Genomic DNA, 24,218 nt, shown 5'->3' with positions numbered 1-24,218 from the left:
GGGGCGGTTACTTCTTGCCGCCGATGGTGCCGGCGGTGATCCCCTTGGGGTTGAGGTGCGCGATGTGGCCGCTCTCGGAGCCCGCGCCCGGGTCGATGGCGCAGTCGATGAGCGCGGGGCCGCCCGCGGCCAGGGCCTCGGTGAGCGCCGCGGTGACCTCGGCGGGGGTGGTGGCCCGGTAGCCCTTGCCGCCGAACGCCTCCATCATCTGGTCGTGCCGGGCGTTCAGCATCAGGGTGGTGGGCGCGGGGGCGTCGTCGAGGGGGTTGGTCTCGTCGCCGCGGTACACGCCGCCGTTGTTCATGATCACGACGGTGACGGGGAGCCCGTACCGGCAGATCGTCTCGACCTCCATACCGCTGAACCCGAAGGCGCTGTCGCCCTCGACGGCGATGACGGGCTGGCCCGTCTCGACGGCGGCGGCGATGGCGTAGCCCATGCCGATGCCCATGACGCCCCAGGTGCCGACGTCGAGGCGGTGGCGGGGGACGTGCATGTCGATGACGTTGCGCGCCATGTCGAGGGCGTTGGCGCCCTCGTTGACGAGGTACGCGTGCCGGTTCTCGCGCAGGACGTCGCGTACGGCCCGCAGCGCGCCCATGAACTGCATCGGGTGCGGGTCGGCGGCCAGCCGGCCGGCCATCTTCTGGACGTTCGCGGCGGAGCGGGTCGCCAGCTCCTCGCGCCAGGCGGCGGGGGCGGAGATCTGCCCGGGCTTGGCGCGCTCGGCGATCACCTCGAGCACGGACTCGACGTCGCCGACCAGCGGCGCCGCGATCGGCTGGTTGCTGTCCAGCTCCTTGGGCTCGATGTCGACCTGGATGAACTTGGCGTCCGGGTTCCACTGGGGTGCCTGGCCGTGGTTGAGCAGCCAGTTGAGGCGGGCGCCGACGAGCATCACGACGTCGGCCTTCTTCAGCGCCAGCGAGCGGGCGGTGGCGGCGGACTGCGGGTGGTCGTCGGGCAGCAGGCCCTTGGCCATCGACATCGGGATGTACGGGATGCCCGTCGACTCGACGAACTCGCGGATGCGGTCGTCGGCCTGCGCGTACGCGGCGCCCTTGCCGAGCACCACCAGCGGCCGCTCGGCGCCGGCGAGCAGCTCGATCGCGCGGTCCACGGCGTCGGGCGCGGGCAGCTGGCGCGGCGAGGGGTCGACCAGCCGGCTGAGGGTCTTGGCGCCCTCGGCCTTGTCCATGATGGAGCCCAGCACGGCGGCCGGGATGTCCAGGTAGACGCCGCCGGGCCGGCCCGACACGGCGGTGCGCAGGGCGCGGGCGATGCCGCGGCCGATGTCCTCGACGCGGCTGATGCGGTAGGCGGCCTTGCAGAACTGCTGGGCCGCTGCGAGCTGGTCCATCTCCTCGTAGTCGCCCTGCTTGAGGTCGACGAGGTGGCGCTCGCTGGAGCCGGAGATCTGCACCATGGGGAAGCAGTTGGTGGTGGCGTTCGCCAGGCCCACCAGGCCGTTGAGGAAGCCGGGCGCGGATACGGTGAGCGCGATGCCCGGCTTCTTGGTGAGATACCCGGCCGCGGCGGCGGCGTGGGTGGCGTTGCTCTCGTGCCGGAAGCCGATGTAGCGGATGCCCTCGGCCTGCGCGAGCCGGGCCAGGTCGGTGATGGGGATGCCGACCAGGCCGTAGATGGTGTCGACGTCGTTGAGCTTCAGGGCGTCGACGACCAGGTGGTACCCGTCGGTGAGCTCGGCCGGCGCGTCGGCGTTCGCCGCGGTCTCCTGTGGTGAGGGGGCGGTCATGGTCCGAGGTCCTCCTTGGGCAAGGCGATGCCGTACGTCTGATGGACCCACCTTCCGCACCGGGGCCGCGCCCCGTCCAAGACCTGACGGCGACCAGCCGATAACCCGCGTTTATCAAGGTCGGACAAGAGCGGGGACACCTGCGGTGATAGCCGCCGGCTATCGGCCCTTCGCGGTTGGGCATTGGACGCCCCGGGCCCGGGCGCCGCAGGCTCTTGGTCGACCGTCTCATCTGTGTCGGCTGTTGGCCCCGACTGGCGCGAGGAGGTGCGGCGATGGCCGGTTCGGCCATGTCGTCCGTGCGTGAACCGGACCGCTACCACCCGCCCGCCCTGACCGGCCTCGTCGATCTGCTGGACGGTCCCGTACGGGCCCGTCCCGACGCCCGGGCACTGGTGGCCGGCGCGGAGCGCGCCGAGGTCACGTACGCCGCCCTGGCCGCGCTCGCCGACACGCTGGCCGGCCGGCTCACCGCCGCGGGACTGCGGCCGGGCGACCGGGTGGGGCTGGCCGCCCGCAACACCGTCGAGTTCGTCGTGGCCCTGCTGGGCGCGGCGCGGGCCGGTGCGGTCGTCGCCCCGCTGGACCCGGCGCTGCCGCCCGGTGAGCTGGCGGCGCGGCTGGCGACGGCGGGGGCGCGGGTGGCGCTGTACGGGGAGGGGCCGCCCGCGGACGTGCCCGCCTGGCGGGTACGGGTCCCCGGTGATCCGGGGGCCGTCGTGCTGGACACGGCGCCGGCGCCGCTGGGCCCGCCCCGTCCGGCGCCGCCGGAGCTGGGCCCGGACGACGCGCTGATCATGTCGACGTCGGGGACCACCGACCGGGCCCGGCTGGTGCCGCTGACCCACGCGAACGTGGCGGCGGCGGTACGGGGGCTGTGCACGGCGTACGAGCTGGGGCCGCGGGACGCGACGGTGGCCGTGATGCCGCTCTTCCACACCCACGGGCTGATCGCGGCGCTGCTGGCCACGCTGGCCGGGGGCGGCTGTGTGCTGCTGCCGGCCGGGGGGCGGTTCGCCGCGGGGCGGTTCTGGGACGATATGCGGGCGGTGCGGGCCAGCTGGTTCACGGCGGCGCCCGCCATCCACGAGGTGCTGCTGGACCGGTCGGCCGACGAGCACCCCGAGCCGCTGCCCTCGCTGCGCTTCGCCCGCAGCTCCAGCGCCCCGCTCAACACCGCGACGCAGCGGGCGCTGGAGCGCACCCTCGGGGTGCCGCTGCTGTCCGCGTACGGCCTGACGGAGGCCTCCCATCAGGGGAGCAGCGAGACGCTGCCGCCAGGGAAGACGTCGGAGCACGGTTCGGTGGGCCGGCCGGCCGGGATGCTCATCCGGATCGCCGACCCGGCGGGGCGGGAGTGCCCGCCGGGGCTGCGGGGCGAGGTCTGGATGCGGGGGCCGGCCGTGGCCCGGGGGTATCTGGACGATCCGGCGGCGACCGCGCGGGCGTTTCGCGGGGGCTGGCTGCGGACCGGGGATCTGGGGCATCTGGACGCCGACGGGGTGCTGTTCCTCGGCGGGCGGATCCGGAATCTGATCGCCCACGCCGGGGACCAGGTGTCCCCCGAGTACGTGGAGGACGTGCTGCGGGGGTTTCCGGCCGTGGCGGAGGCCGCCGTGTTCGGGGTGCCGGACGTGGGTGGCGGGCACCGGGTGGGTGCGGCGGTGGTGCTGTGCGAGGGCGAGGAGGCGGAGCCGGCGCAGATCATCGAGTACTGCCGGGACCGGCTGGCCGCGTTCGCGGTGCCCGGCCGCGTGGAGGTCGTCGCGGCGCTGCCGTACACCGCCAAGGGGGTGCTGGACCGGCAGGCGGTGCGGCTGCGGTTCGGGCGCTGAGGGCGGGGCGGGTCAGCGGACCAGGGGTTCGGCTGCCGGGACGGGGCCGTCGAAGAACTCGTCCAGGCTGAGGGAGGCGGCCGCGCTGATGAACGCGCGGGCGGCGAGCGAGCCGGGGGTGGCGTCGTGGATGGCGACGGATATGAGCGCCCGGGCGTCGGGTTCGACCAGCCGCAGCGCCCGCATCCGGCCGGTGACGGGCAGGGCCCGCAGCCAGGTGTGGGGGACGATGCTGGTGCAGGCGCCGGCGCCCACGTTCGCGTAGAGGGTGGCCACCGAGTCGGTCTCCACCTGGGGGGTGACGGTGACGCCGCTGCGGGTGAACGCGGCGTCGATCACCTGGCGGATCCGCATGTCGCGGGTGAGCAGGGCGAGGGGCAGCTGGGAGGCTTCGGCCCAGGTGACGGTGTCGGACTGGGGCAGCGGCTGGTCGGCTGCGGCGAGCAGCATGTACCGCTCCTCGTACAGCGGTGTGACCTGCAGCCCGTCGCGGTCCTCGGGGCCGAAGTGGGCGATGGCCGCGTCGAGCTCGAAGGAGCGCAGCTGGCGGATCAGCTCCGTGGTCGACAGCCGTGAGCGCACCTGGACCCGGGCCAGCGGATGCGCGGCGCAGAAGGCCGTCACCGGCAGGGCCAGCGTGGTGGAGGCCGTGGGCTCCGCGCCCAGGCGCAGGGTCCCGGTGACACCGGACTGGACGGCCGCGACCTCGGCCTTGAACGCCTCCTGCTCGGCGAGGATCCGCTTGGCCCAGACGACCAGGCGCTCCCCCTCGGGCGTGAGGCCCTGGTAGGTGTGGCCGCGGTTGATCAGCGTGACGTTGAGCTCGCGCTCCAGCTTGGCGATCGACACCGACAGCGCGGGCTGCGAGACGAAGCAGGCGTCCGCGGCACGCGCGAAGTGCTTCTCCCGGGCCACCGCCACGAAGTACTCCAGCTGACGGAAGAGCATGCTCGCCTCCGGTCTCGTCGCCCCACACATCCCCGCCCCCACCAGGTCGGACACCGCGCCGGGGGCCGGGTCGCCCGAGCCTACCCGCCGCCGCGTACGACGCACCCGCCGCACGTACGGCCGCCGCCGCGGGCCCGGCTCCCGCACCACCGGTGCCGGAAGCCGGGCCGGCCGTCAGTCCGTACCGGTGCTGCGCGCCAGGAGCTCCGTCGCCGCGGCGATCGCCCGCAGCCGCGGCGCCTCGGCGCCCGTGATGTCGGCCATCTCGACCACGGCCGTGACGATCGCGTCGAGCTCCAGCTGCTTGCCGGCCTCGAGGTCCTGGAGCATCGACGTCTTGTGGTCGCCGACGCCCTCCGCGCCCCGCAGCCGCCGTTCGATGGAGATGTCCGGGGTGCTGCCGACCCGGGCGGCGATGTCCAGGGTCTCCTCCATCAGCTCGGCCACCAGCCGCCGCGAGGGCGCGTGCCGGCAGATGTCGACCATGGTGGCCCGGGTGAGGGCGCTGATCGGGTTGAACGCGACGTTGCCCATCAGCTTGATCCATATGTCGTCGCGCAAGTTGGGCTCCACCGGGCACTTCAGCCCGCCGGCGATCATGGCATCGCTCAGATCGGTGCAGCGCTGCGAGATCTCGCCGCCCGGTTCGCCGATGGAGAAGCGGGTGCCCTCGAGATGGCGGATCACGCCCGGGGACTCGATCACGGTGGCCGGGTAGACCACGCAGCCCACGGCGCGCTCCGGCGCCAGGACCTTGCTGGTGGCGCCGTCGGGGTCGACGGCCTCGATGCGGCGGCCCTCGTACGGGCCGGTCAGCCGGTGGAAGTACCACCAGGGGATGCCGTTCTGGCCGGCGACGACGGCGGTGTGGTCGCCGAGGAGCGGTTCGATCAGGGGGCCGCTGGACGCGTAGGAATGCGCCTTGAGCCCGAGGAACACGACATCCACCGGTCCGATCTCGGCGGGGTCGTCGGTGGCGTGCGGGTGGGCGGTGAAGTCACCGCGCGGGCTCAGGACGCTGACCCCGCGCTCGCGGATGGCCTGCAGATGGGGGCCGCGGGCGACCAGGTGGACGTCGGCACCGCCCCGGTGCAGGGCCGCTCCCACGAAGGCTCCGATGGCGCCGGCTCCCAGGACTGCGATCTTCACGGCATCTCCTCTCAGGAGGAAGGATGAGGGTCTGGATACTGTATGCAGTCTGCAGTCCGCTGTACACCCCTCCCGCAGAACGCGGGCCTCCCGACCTCTGGAGGCTCAAAGTTGCATACAGTATTCTGCATGCCTCTTGTCCCGGTGCCCGTACGGGTCCCTGAGCGAAGGAGAGCCATGACAGCCCCACCACAACGCATCGGTGTGGCCGCCGAATCGACCGCCGGGGAGACCCGGGTGGCGGCCACACCGGACACCGTCCGCCGCCTGACCGCCCTCGGCTACGAGGTGGTCGTCGAACCCGGGGCGGGCACCGCCTCCGGCTTCACCGACCCCGCGTACGCCGAGGCCGGCGCGACCGTCGGCGATCCCTGGCACACCGACGTGGTCCTCAAGGTCAACGCCCCGTCGCCGGACGAGGTGCGGCGGCTGAAGGACGGGGCGACCGTCGTCGGCCTGCTCGCGCCCGCACAGAACCCCGGCCTGCTGGAGCTCCTCGCGAGCCGGCCGCTGACCGCACTGTCGATGGACGCCGTGCCCCGCATCTCCCGGGCACAGTCGCTGGACGTCCTCAGCTCGATGGCCAACATCGCCGGCTACCGGGCGGTCGTCGAGGCGGCCCACGCCTTCGGCCGGTTCTTCACCGGCCAGGTCACCGCCGCCGGCAAGGTACCGCCCGCCAAGGTGCTGGTGGCCGGCGCCGGCGTGGCCGGCCTCGCGGCCATCGGCGCCGCGGGCAGCCTGGGCGCGGTGGTACGGGCCACCGACCCGCGCGCGGAGGTCGCCGACCAGGTCCGCTCGCTCGGCGGCGAGTTCCTGCCCGTCGAGGTCGAGCAGGAGGCGTCCGGCGACGGCTACGCCCGGGCGACCTCCGAGGCGTACGACCGGCGCGCCGCCGAGATCTACTCCGAGCAGACCCGCGACGTCGACATCGTCGTCACCACGGCCCTGATCCCCGGCCGCCCCGCGCCCCGCCTGATCACCGCCGAGCAGGTCGCCTCGATGAAGCCGGGCAGCGTCATCGTCGACATGGCCGCCGCCCAGGGCGGGAACGTCGAGGGCACCGTGGCCGGCCGCTCCGTCGTCACCGACAACGGCGTCACGATCATCGGCTACACCGACCTCGCCGGCCGCCTCCCCGCCCAGGCCTCACAGCTGTACGGCACCAACCTGGTGAACCTCCTCAAGCTCCTCACCCCCGAACGCGACGGCCGCCTCACCCTCGACCTCGAGGACGTCGTCCAGCGCTCGGTGACCGTGGTGCACGAGGGCACGACCCTGTGGCCCCCGCCGCCCGTCGCGGTCTCCTCGGCCCCCGCGCAGACCCCGCCGGCCGCCGCGCCCGCCGAACCCCCGCCGCCGCGGCGGCTGTCGGAGCGCGGCCGGTACGGGCTGGTCGGGCTCGGGATGCTCGCCCTGTTCGGGCTGATCGCCGTCTCCCCCGCCCGGCTCGCCGCCAACTTCACCGTGTTCGCGCTGGCCGTGGTCATCGGCTACTACGTGATCGGCAAGGTCCACCACGCGCTGCACACCCCGCTGATGTCGGTGACCAACGCGATCTCCGGGATCGTGGTCGTCGGCGCGGTGCTCCAGATCGGCCACGGCCCGCCGGCCGTCACCTGGCTCGCCTTCCTGGCCGTCCTGCTCACCACCGTGAACGTCTTCGGTGGGTTCGCCGTCACCCGTCGCATGCTCGGCATGTTCTCGAAAGGCTGAGATCCGATGAACGCATCCACGGCGGCCCAGGCCGCCGACATCGTCGCCGCACTGCTCTTCGTCCTCAGCCTGGCGGGACTCTCGCAGCACCACACCGCCCGGGCCGGGGTGGCCTACGGGATCGCCGGGATGGCGGCGGCGCTCGTCGCCACCGTCGTCGTCGCCGGGCGCTCCGTGTCCGCCGGACCGATCGTGCTGATCCTCGTCGCCGGCGCGATCGGCGCAGCCGTCGGACTCTGGCGGGCGCGGCGGGTCGAGATGACCCAGATGCCCGAGCTGATCGCCGTCCTGCACAGCCTCGTCGGGCTGGCGGCCGTACTGATCGGCTGGAACAGCTATCTGGAGGTCGCCGACCGGGACCCGGGCACCGCCGAGGCGCTGACCGGATCGCTGCTGCGGATCCACCACGCCGAGGTCTTCATCGGCATCTTCATCGGCGCCGTCACCTTCACCGGATCGGTGATCGCGTTCCTGAAGCTGTCGGCGCGGATCAAGTCCCGGCCGCTGACGCTGCCCGGGAAGAATCTGCTCAACGTCGGCGCGCTGGTCGCCTTCGTGGCCCTGACCGTCTGGTTCACGGCCGCCCCGAGCCTCGGGCTGATGATCGCCGTCACCGTGCTCGCGCTCGCCCTCGGCTGGCATCTGGTCGCCTCCATCGGCGGCGGCGACATGCCCGTCGTGGTCTCGATGCTCAACAGCTACTCGGGCTGGGCGGCCGCGGCGGCGGGATTCCTGCTGGACAACAACCTCCTCATCGTCACCGGCGCCCTCGTCGGCTCCTCCGGCGCCTATCTGTCGTACGTCATGTGCCGGGCCATGAACCGGTCCTTCCTGTCCGTCATCGCCGGCGGCTTCGGGATCGAGGCCCCGGCCGGCGGTACGGAGGAGCAGGGCGAGCACCGGGAGATCAGCGCCGAGGACACCGCGAACGCGCTGGCCGCCGCCACCGAGGTGATCATCACCCCGGGGTACGGGATGGCCGTCGCCCAGGCCCAGCACCCGGTGGCGGAGCTGACGCGCCGGCTGCGCGAGCGCGGCGTCACGGTGCGCTTCGGCGTGCATCCGGTGGCCGGGCGGCTGCCGGGGCACATGAACGTCCTGCTGGCCGAGGCGCGGGTGCCGTACGACGTGGTGCTGGAGATGGACGAGATCAACGACGACTTCGCCGGCACCTCGGTGGTCCTGGTCATCGGCGCCAACGACACCGTCAACCCGGCGGCGACGGACGATCCGTCGAGCCCCATCGCGGGGATGCCGGTGCTGCGGGTGTGGGAGGCGGAGCACGTCGTCGTCTTCAAGCGGTCCATGGCCTCGGGCTACGCGGGCGTCCAGAACCCGCTCTTCTTCCGCGAGAACAGCAGCATGCTCTTCGGCGACGCCAAGGAGAGCGTGGAGGCGATCCTGCGCGAGCTGGCCGCGGCCGACCCGGCCCCGGGCACCCGCACCCCGCAGGCGCAGCCCGCACCCGCCTGACAGCACCCGGTATCCCGTCCCCTACCCCTGTCCACCCCCACCGCACGAACGTCGCGCGGCGGCCCGGAAGCACTCTCCCGGCCGCCGCGCGACGCGCATCACCCGTACCTCCCAACAGCGCCGCCACCTCGAGGGGGATCAACATGTTCAAGCCACGCACCGCCCCGGTCACCGTGACCTCGCCCGTCAGCCGGCCCACGCCGCTGCGCCAGGCGGTCTACGACGCCCTGATCGAGCTCATCGTCGGCGGCGTACTCAAACCGGGCCAGCATCTGATCGAGGCCGAACTCGCCGCGGACCTGGGCGTGAGCCGGCAGCCGGTGCGTGAGGCCCTGCTGCGGCTGCAGACAGACGGCTGGGTGGAACTGCGCCCCGCGCACGGCGCGTTCGTACACAGCCCCACCGTCGAGGAGGCCACCCAGCTCCTCAGCATCCGCGCCGTCCTGGAGACCTACTCGGCGCGCGGCGCCGCGCAGCACGCCACCGCCCCGGACGTCGCCCGGCTGTGGGAGCTGCAGGCCGCCGGGATCGCCGCGCTCCAGAAGGACGACGCCCGCGGCATCGTCGAGGCCAACGCGGCGCTGCACGGGTTCATCACCGAGCTCGCCCGCAACGCGATCCTCGCGGAGCTGATCCGCCAGGTCGACCGCCGGGTGCGCTGGTACTACATGCCCATCGCCCGGCCGCGCGGCAAGGATGCCTGGAACGAGCACGCCGGCATCATCGAACGCATCGCGGCCGGCGACGCGGACCGGGCCGAGGAACTGATGCAGCACCACACCCGTACCACCACCGACTTCTACTGCCGGCAGCTGACCCAGGCGCCCTGAACCCGGCGCCGGGCGCGCCGGAGGTCCCGCGGGTGCGTACACCCGCGGGACCGTGATCGCGGAGCCCGGATCAGCGCAGCAGCTTCACCGCCTGCTCGACCAGCGGGTGGATGCCCGGCGCGCCGGCGTCGACCTGTGCCAGCAGCCGGCCGCGCATCCGCGGGTCCCAGAACCTGCCGATGTGCCCGGCCAGTTCGGCGGCGGCCTTGTCGAATCCCAGATGGGCCAGGTTACGGGCGATGTCGTTGGCCATCCGGGTCTCGGACGCTTCCGCGGCGCTCACGCCCGCACCTCCGCCGGTTCGGCGGCGGCCCGGTCCCCCTGCGGGGCCAGGGCGACCTGGACGGCTGTCACCTTGTACTCCGGGCAGTTGGTCGCCCAGTCGGAGTTCTCCGTGGTCACCACGTTCGCCCCGGTGACCGGGTGGTGGAAGGTCGTGTAGACGACGCCGGTCGGCATCCGGTCGGAGATCTGCGCCCGCAGCGTGGTGGCGCCGACCCGGCTGGCCAGCGACACGAGGTCGCCGTCGGCGATGCCGCGGTCCTCCGCGTCGTGCGGATGGATCTCCAGCACGTCCTCCGCGTGCCAGGCCACGTTGTGGGTACGGCGGGTCTGCGCCCCCACGTTGTACTGGCTGAGGATGCGGCCGGTGGTGAGCACCAGCGGGTAGCGGCGGGTGGAGCGCTCGCTGGTCGGCACGTACGACGTGACGACGAACCGGCCCTTGCCGCGGACGAACTCGTCGACGTGCATCGTGGGCGTGCCCTCGGGCGCCGCCTCGTTGCACGGCCACTGGATGCTGCCGAGCTTGTCGAGGAGCGCGAAGGAGACGCCCTCGAAGGTCGGGGTGACCTTGGCGATCTCGTCCATGATCTCGCCCGGGTGGTCGTACGCCATCGGGTAGCCCATGGCGGTGGCGATCTCGGCGACGATCTGCCACTCGTGCTTGCCGGACTTCGGCGGCATCACGGCGCGCACCCGGTTGACGCGGCGCTCGGCGTTGGTGAAGGTGCCGTCCTTCTCCAGGAACGACGCGCCGGGCAGGAACACGTGGGCGAACTTGGCGGTCTCGTTGAGGAACAGGTCCTGGACGACGACGAGCTCCATCGCCTCCAGCGCCGCAGTGACATGCCCCAGGTTCGGGTCGGACTGCGCGATGTCCTCGCCGTGGACGAACAGTCCGCGGAAGGAGCCGTCGATGGCCGCGTCGAACATGTTGGGGATCCGCAGCCCCGGCTCGGGCAGCAGCTCCTTGCCCCACATGTCCTCGAACACGGTGCGCACCGCGTCGTCGGAGACATGGCGGTAGCCGGGCAGCTCGTGCGGGAAGGAGCCCATGTCGCAGGAGCCCTGGACGTTGTTCTGGCCGCGCAGCGGGTTGACGCCCACTCCGTCGCGGCCGATGTTCCCGCAGGCCATGGCGAGGTTGGCCATGCCCATCACCATGGTGGAGCCCTGGCTGTGCTCGGTGACGCCGAGGCCGTAGTAGATCGCCCCGTTGGGGGCGCCGGCGTACAGCCGGGCGGCGGCGCGCAGCTCGCCGGCGGGGACGCCGGTGATCTCCTCGACGGCCTCGGGGCTGTTCTCCGGGAGGGCCACGAACGCGGCCCACTCGTCGTAGCCCTCGCAGCGCTCGGCGACGAAGTTCTTGTCGGCGAGGTTCTCGGTGACCACCACGTGCGCCATCGCGTTGACCACGGCCACGTTGGTGCTGGGCCGCAGCTGCAGATGGTGGTCGGCGGAGATGTGCGGGGAGCGCACCAGGTCGATACGGCGCGGGTCGACGACGATCAGCCGGGCGCCCTCGCGCAGCCGGCGCTTCAACCGGGAGGCGAACACGGGGTGTCCGTCGGTCGGGTTGGCGCCGATCACCATGATGACGTCGGCCTCGGCGACCGAGCGGAAGTCCTGGGTGCCGGCGGACTCGCCGAACGTCTGCTTGAGCCCGTAGCCGGTGGGCGAGTGGCAGACGCGGGCGCAGGTGTCGACGTTGTTGTTGCCGAAGGCGGCGCGGACCATCTTCTGGACGACGTACACCTCCTCGTTGGTGCACCGCGACGAGGTGATCGCGCCGACCGAGCCCTGCCCGTACGTGTCCTGCAGCGCCTTCATCCGGGTGGCGACGGTGGCGATGGCCTCGTCCCACTCGACCTCGCGCCACGGGTCGGTGATCTTGTCCCGGACCATGGGCTTGAGCTGCCGGTCCGGGTGGGTGGCGTAGCCGAACGCGAAGCGGCCCTTGACGCAGGCGTGGCCCTCGTTGGCGCCGCCGTCCTTGTACGGGACCATGCGCACGACCTGGTCGCCGCGCAGCTCCGCCTTGAACGAGCAGCCGACGCCGCAGTACGCGCAGGTGGTGAGGACCGAGCGGGTCGGCATGCCGAGGTCGACGACCGTCTTCTCCTGGAGCGTGGACGTCGGGCAGGCCTGCACGCAGGCGCCGCACGAGACGCACTCGGAGTCCATGAACGTCTCGCCCGCGCCCGCCGCGACCTTGGAGTCGAAGCCGCGGCCCTCGATGGTCAGGGCGAAGGTGCCCTGGATCTCGCCGCAGGCGCGTACGCAGCGCGAGCAGGCGATGCACTTGGAGGCGTCGAAGTCGAAGTACGGGTTGGAGGTGTCCTTCTCCTCGTCCAGGTGGTTGGCGCCGTCGTAGCCGTAGCGGACCTGGCGCAGCCCCACCACGCCGGCCATGTCCTGCAGTTCGCAGTCGCCGTTGGCCGGGCAGGTGAGGCAGTCCAGCGGGTGGTCGGAGATGTACAGCTCCATCACGCCCTGGCGCAGCTTCTCCACCTTGGGCGTCTGGGTGCGCACCTGCATGCCGTCGGCGCACGGGGTGGTGCAGGAGGCGGGGGTGCCGCGGCGGCCGTCGATCTCGACGACGCACAGCCGGCACGAGCCAAAGGCGTCCAGGGAGTCGGTGGCGCACAGCTTGGGGATGTCGACGCCGGCGAGGGAGGCGGCGCGCATGACCGAGGTGCCCTCCGGCACGCTGACCGGTATGCCGTCGACCTCCAGCGCCACCGTGGCCTCGCCCGGCTTGGCGGGAGTGCCGTGATCGGGTTCCTTGAGCAGTGTCATGCCGTGCCCTCCGTGCTCGCAGCGGCGGCTTCACCGAGGAAGTCGTCCGCGAAGTGGGTCAGGGCGCTGCGTACGGGCAGCGGGGTCAGCCCGCCCATCGCGCACAGCGAGCCCTCGGTCATCAGGTCGCACAGGTCGTCCAGCAGCGCCAGGTTCTCGTCCCGCCGCTCACCGGCCACGATCTTGTCGATCACCTCGACGCCGCGCACCGAGCCGACCCGGCAGGGGGTGCACTTGCCGCAGGACTCGATCGCGCAGAACTCCATGGCGAAGCGGGCCTGGGCGGCCATGTCGACGGTGTCGTCAAAGACCACGATGCCGCCGTGGCCGACCATCGCGCCGGCCGCGGCGAACGCCTCGTAGTCCATCGGCAGGTCGAACTGGTCGGGCGGCAGATAGGCGCCGAGCGGGCCGCCGACCTGCGCGGTGCGCACCGGGCGCCCGGAGCGGGTGCCGCCGCCGTAGTCCTCGATGAGCTCGCGCAGGGTGACGCCGAACGCGGTCTCCACGATGCCGCCGCGCTTGATGTTCCCGGCGAGCTGGAAGACCTGGGTGCCGCGGGAACGCTCGACGCCGAGCTCCTGGTACGCCTTGGCACCGTCGGCCAGGACGACGGGGACGGTGGCGAGGGTGAGGACGTTGTTGACGACGGTCGGCCTGCCGAAGAGGCCCTCGATCGCGGGGATCGGCGGCTTGGCGCGGACCATGCCGCGCTTGCCCTCCAGGCTGTCCAGCATGGAGGTCTCCTCGCCGCAGATGTACGCGCCGGCGCCGACGCGGATGTGCAGGTCGAAGGCCAGCGGCGTGCCGAGGACGGAGTCGCCGAGCCAGCCGCGGTCGCGGGCGACGCCGATCGCGGCGCGCATGGTGGCGATGGCGTCCGGGTACTCGGAGCGGATGTAGAGGTAGCCCTCGGTGGCGCCGACGGCGTGGGCAGCGATCGTCATGCCCTCGATGAGCAGGAACGGGTCGCCCTCCATCAGCATCCGGTCGGCGAAGGTCCCGCTGTCGCCCTCGTCGGCGTTGCAGCAGATGAACTTGAGCTCGCCCGGGGTGTCCAGCACCGTCTTCCACTTGATGCCGGCCGGGAAGCCGGCGCCGCCGCGGCCGCGCAGCCCCGAGTCGGTCACCTCGGTGACGACGTCGGCCGGGGACAGCTCGAGGGCGGCGCGCAGGCCGGCCAGGCCCCCGTGGCGTACGTAGTCGTCGGGGTCGAGGGGGTCGACGACGCCGACGCGGGCGAAGGTGACCCTGTTCTGGCGGGCCAGCCAGGGCAGTTCGTCGACCTTGCCCAGACGCAGGGGGTGCTCGCCGCCGTCGAGGAGGCCGCCGGCCAGGAGCGAGGGGACGTCGCCGGGGGTCACGGGGCCGTAGCCGACGCGTCCGTCGCCGGTGTCGACCTCGACGAGGGGTTCGAGCCAGAGCATGCCGCGCGATCCGGTGCGTATCAGGTCGATCGCCACGCCGGCGTCGTCGGCCGCGCGCTGGAGCGCCCCGGCCACCTCGTCGGCGCCGACGGATACGGCGGCCGAGTCACGGGGGACGAAGATCCGCACCCGGGGCTGTGTCTGCTGGGTCATGCGTGTGCTCCCTCGCTCTGGTCGCGCTGTCCCTCGCCGTCCCCGCGCAGCAGCGCGCCGAGGCGGGCGGTGTCCACCCGGCCGTGCAGGCGTCCGTCCGCCTCGACGGTGGGGCCGAGCGCGCAGTTGCCGAGGCAGAAGACCTGCTCGACGGTGACCGAGCCGTCCGGCGCGGTCTCGCCCAGGGTCAGCCCCGACTGCCGTACGTGCTCGACGAGTTCCGCCGCGCCCAGGGCCTGGCAGGCCTCGGCGCGGCAGATCCGCACGGTGCGCCGGCCCGCGGGCTCGGCGCGGAAGTCGTGGTAAAAGGTGACGACGCCGTGCACGTCCGCCCGGGAGAGGTTCAGCTCGTCGGCGAGTACGGGGACGGCCGCCTTGGGCACATGCCCCAACTCCGCCTGTACGGCATGGAGAATCGGCAGCAGCGCGCCGCGCTGCTCACGGTGGGCGGCGGCGATCTTCCTCACCACCTGCTCCACCGTCTCGGTACTGGTCCGGATCGTCATGGACGTGCGGCCTTTCGTCAGGGCCGTGGGAGCGGTACGGGCACGGGCACCTGGGGGTCCGGTCCGAGCACCACGGTTCGCGGTCACAAGGGCACCTCGACCTTCCCCCGCACGCGTGGCGCGAGGGTAGAAACGGTTCTAGCCAAGCACGCCCACGCGTTGCATACAAGCTTCTGCATACAAAATCCCAAACGCTCGTCCACGCGGGCCCTCCTCGATGATCCGTCGTTCCGCGGCCGTCCGGAACGGTTTTGTGCATACGAAAAGCTGTATCCTGAACCCGCCCCGCACCGTCCGAGAGGGGAACCATGGCTCAGGGCCTCACGGCTGCCTCCGCCCGGCGCATCACCCGCCCCGCACCCCTGCGCGAGGCGGTCTCCGACGCCCTCGCCGAGCTGATCGTCAGCGGCGCCCTGGAGCCGGGCCAGCATCTGGTCGAGTCGGACCTCGCCGACCAGCTGGGCGTGAGCCGACAGCCCGTACGCGAGGCGCTGCAGCATCTGCACACCGCCGGCTGGGTCGACCTGCGGCCCACCCAGGGCGCGTTCGTGCACGTGCCGACGCCGCAGGAGGCGACGCATCTGCTGGGCGTGCGCACCGTCCTGGAGACGTACTCCGCGCAGCTGGCGGCGCAGCACGCCGGGCCCGGGCACGTCGAGCGGCTGTGGGAGCTGCACCGGGAGGGCGTGGACGCGCTCGCGGAGGGCGCCACCGACCGGCTCGTCGCGGCGAACGCGTCCCTGCACTCGTACATCACCTCGATCGGCGGCAACACCGTGCTCGCCGAGCTGATCGAGCAGGTGGCGCGCAAGGTGCGCTGGTACTACACGCCGATCGCCAACACCCGCGCCAAGGGCGCCTGGAACGAGCACGCCCGGCTCATCCGGGCCATCGCCAAGGGTGACCCGGAGCGGGCCGGCGAGATCATGCGCAAGCACACCGAGCGCACCCGCACCTATCGCAAGGCCATCGCCGCGCAGGCCTCGAGCGGCTGAGGGGCCTCCCCCGGGACCGCCGGAGCCCACGCCTCCAGCGAGGGGTGCACCGCGTCGGGGCCGACGGCCGCGCGCAGCTCCCGCAGCCACGGCTCCACCGTCCCGGCGAGTATCCCGAGCCCCGCGCCGTCCGCTCCCAGCCTCGCCTCGGCCGGCACCCGGACCGGGTCGGCGACCACCGTCGACGTCGCGCTGGCATGCGGCGTCCCGGTGGGGCGGGCGGGCACGAACAGGCCGGGCGCGTGGGCGGGGACGCCCCACAGCGTCAGTTCGCCGGCGGCGCCGACGGCGGGCGACGACCAGATGTAGCTGTCCGCCTCCCCGGCGGCGACCACGTCACGCTTGCGCGCCCGCAGCGCCACCACGCCCGCGGTGCCCCACGCCGTCGGACGCACCGCGCCCTCGGCGTCGTCGGCCACCGCGAGGCTGCACAGATGGCGCCCGCCCGCGACCTCGCCCCGCAGCCACGGGCCCCCGTGCGCGGCGACCACGGCGGCCGCCGCGTAATGGGACTGCAGGACCGCGGCCGTGGCCGGGCAGACGGTCGCGATCCGGGCGACCACCTCGGCGGCCCGCCCGAACCGCGCGGGGCCGTCGGCGGGGTCGGCCGGGCAGGTCAGGCCGAGGAGCCCGGCCCGGCCGAGGGCCGCGACCGAGGTGCGCGGGAACTTCCCGTCCCGGTCCGCCAGTTCGGCGGCCGGGGCGATGACATGGTCCAGGACCTCGAGCAGTGCGCTGGGATACGACACAGGACGCCCCCTTACGGTGCGATGTCCGATCCGCCCCCGTCGGGCGGTCCCGATCGCCTCGGCGGCCGCGGGGAGCGGCCGGCGAGGCCTGTATACGGTATACAGTATTCTATCGATCCCCGGCGCGCCACCTTCCGGTCAGTCGAAGTCGCGGATCTCCCGCAGCCGCCCGCAGCCGACGTCGAAGACGAAGCCCCGTACGTCCTCGGTGTGCGGCAGGAACGGCGAGGTGCACACCCGCCGCATCGACTGCCGTACGTCCTGGTCGACGTCGCGGAACGACTCCACCGCCCACGCGGGGCGCTGCCCGACCTCCTGCTCGAGCTCGTACCGGAACTCCTCGGTCAGGGTCTGCAGTCCGCATCCGGTGTGGTGGATGAGGACGACGCTGCGGGTACCCAGGGCCCGCTGGCTGATGGTGAGGGAGCGGATGGTGTCGTCGGTGACCACGCCGCCGGCGTTGCGGATGGTGTGGCAGTCGCCCAGGCCCAGGCCCAGGGCGGCGTGCAGGTCGAGGCGGGCGTCCATGCAGGCGACGACGGCGACCCCGAGGACGGGGCGGGCGTCGGTCCCGGGCGCACGGAAGGTCCGGGCGTAGTCGCGGTTGGCGCGGATCAGGGCGTCGGTGACCGTGCTGCGGTCGGGGGTCCGGGTGGCCGGGCGCGTACTCGAAGGTGTCGGCGTCGACATACTCGGTCGCCTCTCGGTCGGGGTGCGCGAAAGCGCCTGAGGGTGGGCGGGCCGGACGGTGACAGGGGGCGCCCGTGAACACCGTCCGGCCTCGCACCCGCGCCGGCACCGGCGGGGCTCGCCGGCAGCGGCACGATGAGGGTCGACGCCCCGCCTCGCGGTACCCCGCCCGGGGCGTCGTGTTCGGGCGGGCGGCAGCCACCGGCCCGGGCCGAAACTCCGTACTGTAGATTGCATACGGTATGGAGTTGCCTCATCGTGGCCGCACGGGACGCCGTTGTCCAGACTCTGTGCGCGATTACTGCGCTTCCCGGGGAGATGACCTCCGGCTCCCGGCCGGACGGACCGTCAGTCGGGGCGGCCGGAGACCGGGACCGCCAGCCGGTGCTCGCCGGCGTACACATTCATGGATGTGCCGCGCAGGAATCCGATCAGCGTCATGCCCGTCTCGGCGGCGAGGTCGACCGCCAGCGACGACGGCGCGGAGACGGCGGCGAGCACCGGGATGCCGGCCATGGCGGCCTTCTGGGCCAGCTCGAAGGACGCGCGTCCCGACACCATCAGCACCGTCCCCGACAGCGGCAGCCCGCCCTGCTGCAGCGCCCGTCCGACGAGCTTGTCGACGGCGTTGTGCCGGCCCACGTCCTCCCGTACGTCGATGAGTTCGCCGCCGACGGTGAACAGGGCCGCGGCGTGCAGTCCCCCGGTGCGGTCGAAGACCTGCTGGCGCTCACGGAGGCGGTCGGGGAGGGCGGACAGCACGTCGGTACCGATCCGCATCCCGGCGTCGTCCGCGAGGGGCCAGCGGGTGCTGGTGCGGACGGCGTCGAGGCTGGCCTTGCCGCACAGGCCGCACGAGGACGTGGTGTAGACGTTGCGCTCCAGGGTGATGTCCGGGACCTCCACCCCGGGGGCCAGCCGGACGTCGACGACGTTGTACGTGTTGGAGCCGTCGGCGGTGGCGCCCGCGCAGTAGACGATGCTTTGGAGCTCGTCCGCGGCGCCCAGCACCCCTTCACTGACCAGGAATCCGGCCGCGAGGGCGAAGTCGTCGCCGGGGGTGCGCATGGTGATGGCGAGCGGCTTGCCGTTCAGCCTGATCTCCAGGGGCTCCTCGGCGGTGAGGGTGTCGGCGCGGTGGCTGAGCTGCCCGTCGCGGATGCGGAGGATACGGCGGCGTTCGGTGACCCGGCCCATGGCGGTCCGTCCCTGTCTGTACGGTTCCGCATCCCTGCGGTCCCGTACGGATCGGAGGCCGAAGCGGCCCCGGCGACGCTTTCGCGGTGACGGCGTCTATCGTCGTCGACAGGATATTGTCTACAGTCTTGTTCCGGGCGGGTCAATACGCATGCCCTCCGCAAGCGGGGACGGCGGGAGCGCCGCCCCCCGAGCCGACAACCCGGAGCCGGGCAATCCGCGAGGAGACGTGATGACGGCACTTCACGAGCCGGCGACCCGGCGGCACACGGAACTGAGCTGGCCCCTCGCCCGGGCGCTGGCGGCCGGCGCCGCCGCCCCGCTGCCCGCGACCGCCGTCCCCCTGCGCCGGGCCCGCGGCCTCGCGCTGGCGCGGCCGCTGCCGGGGGCCGACGGCGAACTGCTGCCCGCCGGGACCGTACTCACCCCCGCCGCGCTCGGGCTCGCCGCGAGTACGGGCCACGACACGCTCACGGTGCACGGACGCCCGCTCGTCGCGGTGCTGATCACCGGCAACAGGCCGGCGCTCCGGCGCACCCCGCCGCCGGGACGGCCGCGGGACGCGACCGGCCCCGTGCTCCGCGGCCTGATCGACTGGGCCGGGGGCCGCGCGCTGCCGGCCACCCATCTGCCGGACGGCGTACGGCCGCTGGCGGACGCCCTGGTCCGGGCGGCGCGCGACACCGACGCGATCGCGGTGTACGGGGCCTCGTCCCCCGGGCCGGCGGACCGGCTGGGGCCGGCGCTGGACTCGCTGGGCGCACAGGTCGTCGTGGACGGCGTCGCCTGCCGGCCGGGGCGCCCGCAGCTGCTGGCCCGGCTGCGGTGCGGGACGCCCGTCGTCGGGCTGCCGGGCGATCCGTACGCCGCGCCGGCCGCGGGGGTCACGCTGCTGGCGCCGCTGCTGGCCGCGCTGGCCGGCCGCACTCCCCCGGCACCCCGTTACGTACGCCTGGACACCGCCGTCGGCGCGCACCGGGCCGACACCCGGCTGGTGCCGGTCACCTCGCGCGGCGCCCGGGTGGTGGCGGTCGGCCACGACCGCCCGGGGCTGCCGTGGGCCGCGGCGCTGGGCGACGCCCTGGCCGTCGTCCCGCCCGGCGGGGCGGAGTTGGTGGAGCTGATCGAACTGCCGCGGTGAGCGACCGTCCGTGTGAACACGATCACGATCGGCCGTAACGCCCCGCCGACCGCCCCGGCATCGGTAGACTGTAGACAAAAGCCAATCACCAGCGAGGCGGGGGAAGCATGCTCTCCACGGGACTACCGCAAGGCTCCGTACCGAAACTGCAACGCCCCGGCCCGCTGCGCGAGCGGGTGTACGAGGCGCTGCTCGAGCTCATCATCACCCGCTCCCTGCTGCCCGGTCAGCATCTGGTCGAGACGGAACTCGCAGGTCACCTCGGCGTGTCGCGCCAGCCGGTGCGCGAGGCGCTGCAGCGGCTGAACACCGAGGGCTGGGTGGATCTGCGCCCCGCGCAGGGCGCGTTCGTCCACGAGCCCACCGACGACGAGGCCGACCAGCTGCTCGTCGTCCGCGCGCTGCTGGAGACCGAGGCCGCGCGGCTGGCCGCGTCGAACGCGGGGGCCAAGGGCATCGCCACGCTGGAGGAGCTGTGCGAGATCGGTGAGGCGGCGGTGGCCGCCGACGACATCGACAGTGTGGTGGGGGCCAACGCCGCCTTCCACGCCCAGGTGATGGCGCTCGCCGGCAACGAGGTCCTGGCCGAGCTGGCCCGTCAGGTGGAGCGGCGGGTGCGCTGGTACTACACCCCGGTCGCCCGGCAGCGCGGCGCCCAGTCCTGGATCGAGCACCGGGACCTGATCGACGCCGTCGCCGCACGGGACGAGGTCCGCGCGCAGGCGGTCATGCGGGCCCACACGGAACACACCCGCACCTCTTACCACCAGCATGCGCGGGCGGAGGGGTGAGGGTGTGCCGCGGGTACGACCGGGGGTAACGGTGTACCCCAGCCACCTGGGGAGCGTGGCCGGGGTCCGTCACCGGGTCGTCAGTCCATCTCCCTGCTGATGGGCTTCGGGTTGGGCTCGACACGGTTCTTGCGCGGCCCCCCGGGCGGCGACAGGAACAGCGCCATGAATCCGGCGAAGATCGATATGCATCCCGCCAGGGTGAAGGCTCCGCTGTAGCCCCAGGCACCGACGACCACGGAACCCATACCGGCGCCGAGACCGGAGACCAGCTTGGAGCTGTAGACCATGCCGTAGTTGCTGGCGTTGTTGTTCTCGCCGAAGTAGTCCGCCGTCAGCGCCGCGAACATCGGGAAGATCGCGCCGCCGCCGAAGCCGGAGATGGCGGAGAAGATCAGGAACAGCGGCAGGTTCTTGATGTCGGCCGACCACATGATGCCGAACTGGGCCAGGCCCAGGATGGCGCAGACGTACAGCAGACACTGCTTGCGGCCGTAGATGTCGGAGAGCCAGCCGATGACACCGCGGCCGGTGCCGTTGACGATGGCCTTCAGCGACATCGCGGTCGCCACGATCCCGCCGGCGAAGCCCGCTTCCTCACCGATGTCGACCTGGAAGGCGATGCCGAAGATGTTCACGCCGGAGGTACAGGCGAGACAGAACCACAGCAGGGCCACCCGGCCGGTCTTCCACGCCTCGGCCGGCGAGTACTGCTTGTCGGCCGGCGGGTTCTTCTCCATCGCGCGACGGGCGCGCGGGTCGTCCGGCGGGTTCAGCGGGTCGACCTCGGCCGGCCACCAGTTCTTCGGCGGGTCCTTGAAGAAGAAGCCGGCGACGGCCACCATCGCGGCCAGCAGGAAGCCGACCGAGACGAGCACCCAGCGGAAGTTGGAGCCGTCCATGAAACCGGTGAAGACAAACACGAACGGCACGGAACCGTAGGCGAAACCGCCGTTGACGAAGCCGGTCTTGCCGCCCTTGCGCTCCGGATACCACTTGCCGACCATGTTGACGCAGGTGGCGTACACCATGCCCGCGCCCATACCGGAGAACATGCCGAACCCGATGAACGCGAGCGCCACGTGCGGCGCGTACGCGAGCGACAGGTATCCCATCAGGGTGCCGGCCGCACCCAGCATCATCGCCCAGCGGGCGGGAAGCTTGTCCTTCTCACGCAGCCGCCCCGCCGGAAAGGCGACCGCGGCCTGGCAGAACACCCAGAGCGTCATCATCCAGTAGATGCTGCCGCTGGACCAGTGCTGAGCTTCGTGAAGCGTGTCCTCGGCGGACGAGAAGGCGTACTCGGCCGAGGAGATGCCCATCATGCCGACCCAGGGAAGGATGACCATCCACTTGCGGCCACGTCCCATGATGTCGGTGGGAGTCTCCCCCAGCCGGTACGTCCTGCCGTTCGCGTCAGTGACCTCCCGGTACGGGACGGCCGACTGTACTTGCGTTGTTGCCATGTGTTGCACCCCTTGCCTCGAGAGACTCTGGCCAGCGCCCCCTGTCCTGATCTCTTTCTGTGGTGCTCCCCGGCGCGGGGCACGGTCCTTGGGCAGAACCGGACCCGAGCCGCCGGGGTGGTGCACCCGGGGCCGGCCCTCGCCCTGAAACAGGGCCGGCCCCGGGTGGTCGTGCACTAGGTGAGGAGCCCCGCGGCCCTCGCCCAGCGGTACTTGGCGCCCAGTACGGCGACCGGCTTCTCGGTCGTGTACGGGTACGCGACCACGCCCCTCTCGAAGAGGTAGGCACACGCCTCCTCGACCTCCGTGTCGCCCGCGAGGGACGCCACGACGGGCTTGACGTTGCCCTTGGCCCGCTCCTCGGCCACCACGCGGGCGGCGAGTTCGGCGAAGACCATGGGCGGGGTGACGATCGTGTGCCAGTAGCCCAGGACCAGCGCGTGGATGCGCGGGTCGGTCAGGCCCAGGCGGATCGTCGCCTCGTACGTGGACGGCGGTTCGCCGCCGGTGATGTCGATCGGGTTGCCCGCCGCGCCGAACGGCGGGATGTACGCCATGAAGGCCTCGTCGAGGTCCGGCGGGATCTCCATCAGCTTCATCCCGTTGTCGACGATCGCGTCGGACAGCAGTACGCCCGAACCGCCGGCACCGGTGATGATCACCACGTTGTCGCCCTGCGGGGTCGGCAGCACCGGCAGCGCGCGGGCGTACTCGAGCATCTCGTTCAGCCCCGGCGCGCGGATCACGCCGGCCTGGCGGAGGATGTCGTCGTACACCGCGTCGTCGCCGGCCAGGGCACCGGTGTGGGAGCCCGCCGCCTTGGCGCCGGCCGCGGTGCGGCCGGCCTTGAGGACGACCACCGGCTTCTTCGGCACGGTGGCGCGGGCGGCCTCGACGAACGCGCGGCCGTCCTTCAGGTCCTCCAGATGCATGGCGATGCACTGGGTGTTCTCGTCCTCGCCGAAGTAGGTGAGGAGGTCGTCCTCGTCCACGTCGGACTTGTTGCCGAGGCCCACGATCGCGGACACCCCGGTCTTGGTCGTACGGGCGAAGCCGAGGATCGCCATGCCGATCCCGCCCGACTGGGAGGTGAGCGCCACCGGGCCCTTGACGTCGTACGGCGTGCAGAACGTGGCGCACAGGTCCTGCCACGTCGAGTAGTAGCCGTAGATGTTGGGGCCCAGGACGCGCACGTTGTGCTCGGCGGCGATGTCCACGATCTTCTGCTGGAGCTCGTGCTCGCCGGTCTCGGCGAACCCGGAGGGGATGAGGACGGCGTTGGGTATGTGCTTGCGGCCGACCTCCTCCAGCGCGCCGGCGACGAACTTCGCCGGGATGGCGAAGACGGCGACGTCGACCTCGCCGGGGATCTCGCCGACGGTCTTGTAGGCCTTGCGGCCGAGGATGTCGTCGGCCTTCGGGTTGACCGGGTAGATGTCTCCGGCGAAGCCCCCGTTGACCAGGTTCTTCATCACGGAGTTGCCGATCTTGCCGTCCTCGTTGGAGGCACCGATGACCGCGACGGAGCGGGGCTTCATCAGCCGGTTCATCGAGGCGAGGATCTCCTCGCGGGTGTAGCGCCGCCGGGGCTCCGGCACGCTCTCGGCGAGGATGATCCGGACATCCGCGGCGAGGGCCGCCTCGGGGGTGGCGATGACCGGGTTGAGGTCCACCTCCGCGATCTCGGGGAAGTCGGTGACCAGGTCGGACACCCGGCGGATCTGCTCCGCCAGCGCCTCGCGGTCGACCGCCGCGCCGCCGCGCACCCCGCGCAGGATCTCGGCGGCGCCGATGGAGTCGAGCATTCCCGCGGCCTCGTCGGCCGTCACGGGCGCCAGCCGGAAGGTGATGTCCTTCAGCACCTCGACCAGCACACCGCCCAGACCGAACGCGACGACCTTGCCGAACGTCGGGTCGGTGACCGCGCCGACGATGACCTCCTGGCCGGGCGGCAGCATCTGCTGCACCTGGATGCCCTCGATCCGGGCGTCCGCGTTGTACGCCCGGGCATTGGCGATGATGCGGTCGTACGCGGCGCGGATCTCGTCCTCGCCCTTCAGACCGACCTCGACGCCGCCGGCGTCCGTCTTGTGCAGGATGTCCGGGGAGACGATCTTCAGCACGACGGGGCCGTCGAAGGCGGCGGCGTACGCCACCGCGGCGTCCGCGTCACCGGCCAGCTCCTCGCCGGGTACGGCGATGCCGTAGGCGTCGGCGATCCGCTTGGCCTCGGGCGCCGTCAGAGACGTCCGGCCCTCGGCGCGGACCTCGTCGAGCAGGGCCCGCACGGCCTCGCGATCCGTTGACTGAGCCAT

General features: G+C 72.5%; 19 protein-coding genes. 7 read left to right on the top strand and 12 right to left on the bottom strand.

Annotation, left to right across the window (positions count from 1 at the left end):
- Window positions 1-7: 7 nt before the first annotated feature.
- Window positions 8-1,756, bottom strand: coding sequence for an oxalyl-CoA decarboxylase (gene oxc, locus SRB5_RS03800; RefSeq protein ID WP_153450004.1), 1,749 nt, complete (start codon window positions 1,754-1,756; stop codon window positions 8-10).
- Window positions 1,757-2,031: 275 nt separating this feature from the next.
- Between oxc and SRB5_RS03795 the strand changes: the two genes are divergently transcribed.
- Complete coding sequence (locus SRB5_RS03795; protein ID WP_153450003.1) at window positions 2,032-3,591, top strand: FadD7 family fatty acid--CoA ligase; 1,560 nt, start codon at window positions 2,032-2,034, stop codon at window positions 3,589-3,591.
- A 12-nt stretch (window positions 3,592-3,603) separates the two neighbouring features.
- Here the strand turns inward: SRB5_RS03795 and SRB5_RS03790 are convergent, their stop codons facing one another.
- Both SRB5_RS03790 and SRB5_RS03785 read right to left on the bottom strand, forming a co-directional pair.
- A complete protein-coding gene (locus SRB5_RS03790) occupies window positions 3,604-4,539 on the bottom strand; it encodes a LysR family transcriptional regulator (RefSeq protein WP_153450002.1) in 936 nt (311 codons plus the stop codon).
- 174 nt (window positions 4,540-4,713) lie between these two features.
- On the bottom strand, window positions 4,714-5,688 hold the full coding sequence (locus tag SRB5_RS03785; protein ID WP_323376980.1) for a 2-dehydropantoate 2-reductase: 975 nt from the start codon (window positions 5,686-5,688) through the stop codon (window positions 4,714-4,716).
- Between the two features lie 177 nt (window positions 5,689-5,865).
- Here SRB5_RS03785 and SRB5_RS03780 point away from each other — a divergent pair, with 177 nt between their 5' ends.
- The 3 genes from SRB5_RS03780 to SRB5_RS03770 all read left to right on the top strand — a co-directional run bounded on the left by SRB5_RS03780 (window position 5,866) and on the right by SRB5_RS03770 (window position 9,707).
- Window positions 5,866-7,404: a Re/Si-specific NAD(P)(+) transhydrogenase subunit alpha gene (locus tag SRB5_RS03780; protein WP_153450000.1), complete on the top strand. Its 1,539-nt coding sequence runs from the start codon at window positions 5,866-5,868 to the stop codon at window positions 7,402-7,404.
- 6 nt (window positions 7,405-7,410) lie between these two features.
- Window positions 7,411-8,877, top strand: coding sequence for a Re/Si-specific NAD(P)(+) transhydrogenase subunit beta (gene pntB / locus SRB5_RS03775; RefSeq protein WP_153449999.1), 1,467 nt, complete (start codon window positions 7,411-7,413; stop codon window positions 8,875-8,877).
- 143 nt (window positions 8,878-9,020) lie between these two features.
- On the top strand, window positions 9,021-9,707 hold the full coding sequence (locus SRB5_RS03770) for a GntR family transcriptional regulator (RefSeq protein ID WP_153449998.1): 687 nt from the start codon (window positions 9,021-9,023) through the stop codon (window positions 9,705-9,707).
- A gap of 70 nt (window positions 9,708-9,777) precedes the next feature.
- Here SRB5_RS03770 and SRB5_RS03765 read toward each other — a convergent pair whose 3' ends face one another.
- Genes SRB5_RS03765 through SRB5_RS03750 form a run of 4 tightly spaced genes read right to left on the bottom strand, consistent with a single transcriptional unit; the run spans window position 9,778 to window position 14,874 of the window.
- Window positions 9,778-9,990 carry a formate dehydrogenase subunit delta gene (locus tag SRB5_RS03765; protein WP_323376979.1) on the bottom strand — a complete coding sequence of 71 codons (213 nt, stop codon included), beginning with the start codon at window positions 9,988-9,990 and terminating at the stop codon, window positions 9,778-9,780.
- Window positions 9,987-12,788, bottom strand: coding sequence for a formate dehydrogenase subunit alpha (gene fdhF, locus SRB5_RS03760; RefSeq protein ID WP_153449997.1), 2,802 nt, complete (start codon window positions 12,786-12,788; stop codon window positions 9,987-9,989). The genes SRB5_RS03765 and fdhF overlap by 4 nt, the downstream gene beginning before the upstream one ends.
- Complete coding sequence (locus SRB5_RS03755) at window positions 12,785-14,368, bottom strand: formate dehydrogenase beta subunit (RefSeq protein WP_153449996.1); 1,584 nt, start codon at window positions 14,366-14,368, stop codon at window positions 12,785-12,787. Before SRB5_RS03755 ends, fdhF begins: the two co-directional genes overlap by 4 nt.
- Window positions 14,365-14,874 (bottom strand): formate dehydrogenase subunit gamma, encoded by a 510-nt coding sequence (locus SRB5_RS03750; protein ID WP_153449995.1) that lies wholly within the window; start codon window positions 14,872-14,874, stop codon window positions 14,365-14,367. Before SRB5_RS03750 ends, SRB5_RS03755 begins: the two co-directional genes overlap by 4 nt.
- Window positions 14,875-15,182: 308 nt before the next feature.
- Between SRB5_RS03750 and SRB5_RS03745 the strand changes: the two genes are divergently transcribed.
- The gene (locus tag SRB5_RS03745) at window positions 15,183-15,869 is read left to right on the top strand and encodes a GntR family transcriptional regulator (protein ID WP_153449994.1); all 687 of its coding nucleotides are present in this window, start codon (window positions 15,183-15,185) and stop codon (window positions 15,867-15,869) included.
- On the opposite strand, the gene SRB5_RS03740 is transcribed toward SRB5_RS03745, so the two are convergent.
- From SRB5_RS03740 to fdhD, 3 genes are all read right to left on the bottom strand, one after another.
- Entirely contained in the window at window positions 15,830-16,618 is a 789-nt protein-coding gene (locus SRB5_RS03740) for an acyl-CoA dehydrogenase family protein (RefSeq protein ID WP_323376978.1), read from the bottom strand. The genes SRB5_RS03745 and SRB5_RS03740 overlap by 40 nt on opposite strands.
- Before the next feature lie 138 nt (window positions 16,619-16,756).
- The gene (locus SRB5_RS03735; protein WP_153449992.1) at window positions 16,757-17,308 is read right to left on the bottom strand and encodes a beta-class carbonic anhydrase; all 552 of its coding nucleotides are present in this window, start codon (window positions 17,306-17,308) and stop codon (window positions 16,757-16,759) included.
- A 348-nt stretch (window positions 17,309-17,656) separates the two neighbouring features.
- Window positions 17,657-18,505, bottom strand: a complete 849-nt coding sequence (fdhD, locus tag SRB5_RS03730) for a formate dehydrogenase accessory sulfurtransferase FdhD (protein WP_153449991.1) — start codon at window positions 18,503-18,505, stop codon at window positions 17,657-17,659.
- A 232-nt stretch (window positions 18,506-18,737) separates the two neighbouring features.
- Between fdhD and SRB5_RS03725 the strand changes: the two genes are divergently transcribed.
- Window positions 18,738-19,646 carry a molybdopterin-binding protein gene (locus tag SRB5_RS03725; protein ID WP_153449990.1) on the top strand — a complete coding sequence of 303 codons (909 nt, stop codon included), beginning with the start codon at window positions 18,738-18,740 and terminating at the stop codon, window positions 19,644-19,646.
- Window positions 19,647-19,753: 107 nt separating this feature from the next.
- Complete coding sequence (locus tag SRB5_RS03720) at window positions 19,754-20,437, top strand: GntR family transcriptional regulator (protein WP_153449989.1); 684 nt, start codon at window positions 19,754-19,756, stop codon at window positions 20,435-20,437.
- Window positions 20,438-20,517: 80 nt separating this feature from the next.
- Here the strand turns inward: SRB5_RS03720 and SRB5_RS03715 are convergent, their stop codons facing one another.
- On the bottom strand, window positions 20,518-21,903 hold the full coding sequence (locus SRB5_RS03715) for an OFA family MFS transporter (protein WP_153449988.1): 1,386 nt from the start codon (window positions 21,901-21,903) through the stop codon (window positions 20,518-20,520).
- 176 nt (window positions 21,904-22,079) lie between these two features.
- Window positions 22,080-24,218, bottom strand: coding sequence for an acetate--CoA ligase family protein (locus SRB5_RS03710; RefSeq protein WP_153449987.1), 2,139 nt, complete (start codon window positions 24,216-24,218; stop codon window positions 22,080-22,082).

Origin of the sequence: Streptomyces smaragdinus, assembly GCF_009604385.1 — a bacterium.
In the GTDB taxonomy this organism is placed as follows: Bacteria; Actinomycetota; Actinomycetes; order Streptomycetales; family Streptomycetaceae; genus Streptomyces; species Streptomyces smaragdinus.
Note: the sequence above shows the minus strand (reverse complement) of the source record. Positions and strands in the feature narration are given on the sequence as shown.